Raw genomic sequence first — 1,744 nt, forward strand, 5'->3', positions numbered from 1 at the left:
CCCTGATCCGCTGGATGGAGCGGGGCGAGGGCTTCATGGGCGACGAGAACAAGACGAACAACAAGCAGTATGAATACCCCCACATCATGCAGAGCGCCGACGGATGCATCCACCTGACCTACGCCGCCTTCACCCGGAAGGCCATCAAGTACGTCCGCTTCACCGAGGCGGACGTCATGGGCGCGAAGCGGGAGACGGTGGGGCTCTACAATCCCACCGCCGCGCAGTCCCGGTGATCCGCGCCTCCGCGGGAGGCGCGGGGGGATGAGACGGACGCCCGCCGCGGATCTGCGGCGGGCGCTCCTGAAAAATAGGAGGAGACCGCGATGGAAAACAAATTCGAGCTGGCCCACCTGGGCATCAACACCTCCAGCGCGGAGGAAGCGGACCGCCTGGCGAAGCTGCTGTGCCGGATGTTCGGCCTGGAGCCCCGCCACGGGCAGAAGTCCGAGTTCGCCGGGAGTTATTTCGAGTGCATGAAGGCGCCCTTCCTGGGGACCCACGGCCATGTGGCCATGGTGACGGCGGATCTGCCCGCCGCCGTGGAGGAGCTGGAGGGGGAGGGCTTCACCTTCGATATGGACACCGCCGCCTACACGGAGGACGGCAGGCTGAAGAACGTGTACCTGGACGGTGAATACGGCGGCTTCGCCATCCACATCCTACAGCGGTGACCCGGGAGGGGATCTGCTGAAGGACGCGGAGACGGGAGGAGAGGACGATGCTGGAGAGCTTCCTCGCGGCCCTGCGGGTGGTCGTGCCCATGGCGCTTTTGATGCTGGTGGGCGCGGGCGCGCGGAGGATGGGGGTGGTGGACCGCCCCGCCATGCGGAGCGTGGACAAGCTGGCCTTCCGGATATTCATGCCGGTGCTGCTGTTCAAGAACATCTATGAGACGGACCTCTCCCGGAGCTTCGGGCTGGAGGAGGCCCTCTTCGCCGCGGCGGCGGTCACGGCGATCTTCCCCCTGGCCCTGCTGTTGCCCCGGAGGCTGGTGGAGGACCGGCCCAAGGCCGCCGCCATCGGGCAGGCGATGATGCGGGCGAACTATATCCTCTTCGGCATCGCCGTGGCGGAGTCCATCTACGGCGAGGGCAACGTGGGCCCCGTGGCCCTGCTGGGGGCCGTGGCGGTGCCCCTGACCAACGCGTACAGCGTCGTCATCCTGGAGGTGGGCCGTTCCGGCCGGGCGGAGCCGGGGGAGCTGCTGTGGTCCATCCTGAAAAACCCCATGGTCCTGGCGACGCTGGCGGCGCTGGGGATGATGGCCCTGCCCTTGCGCATCCCGGAGCTGCTGTGGGGCGTCATCGAGGACATCGCCGGCGTCACCACCACCATCAGCTTCCTCTCCCTGGGCGTCAGCCTGGACCTGGGGGAGGCCCGGGCGGACCGCCGCCCGCTGGCGGTGGGGGTGTCCCTGCGGATGGTCCTGATCCCGCTGGTGTTCCTGCCCCTGTCGGTGGCCCTGGGCTTCCGGGGGCAGGGCCTCTGCGGCCTGATGGTCCTGTTCGCGGCGCCCAGCGCCGTGGCGTCCTATCCCATGGCGGTGGCGATGGGGGCGGACGGCCCTCTGGCGGGACAGCTGGTCTGCGCCAACACGGTGCTGTCGGTGTTCACGATGTTCTGCTGGACCTTCCTGTTCAAGAGCCTCGGGCTGCTGTGACAGGGGAGGAGCCGGGGACAGGAAGTGGAAAAGCAAGGTAAAAAACAAGGAAAGGAGCAGCGGCATGGGACCGGTCCCATG

2 protein-coding genes and 1 pseudogene are annotated in these 1,744 nt (G+C 67.7%); all 3 read left to right on the top strand.

The genetic code is table 11. The features are described from left to right. Positions 1 to 236: pseudogene (locus QZ332_RS13625) on the top strand (exo-alpha-sialidase); the annotation flags it as partial. Positions 237 to 326: 90 nt separating this feature from the next. After that, positions 327 to 674, top strand: a complete 348-nt coding sequence (locus QZ332_RS13630) for a 2-dehydro-3-deoxyphosphogluconate aldolase (protein WP_295766436.1) — start codon at positions 327 to 329, stop codon at positions 672 to 674. Between the two features lie 47 nt (positions 675 to 721). After that, positions 722 to 1,663 (top strand): AEC family transporter, encoded by a 942-nt coding sequence (locus QZ332_RS13635; RefSeq protein ID WP_295766438.1) that lies wholly within the window; start codon positions 722 to 724, stop codon positions 1,661 to 1,663. Positions 1,664 to 1,744: the final 81 nt, after the last annotated feature.

This window comes from uncultured Oscillibacter sp. (genome assembly GCF_910584465.1).
GTDB lineage: Bacteria > Bacillota > Clostridia > Oscillospirales > Oscillospiraceae > Oscillibacter.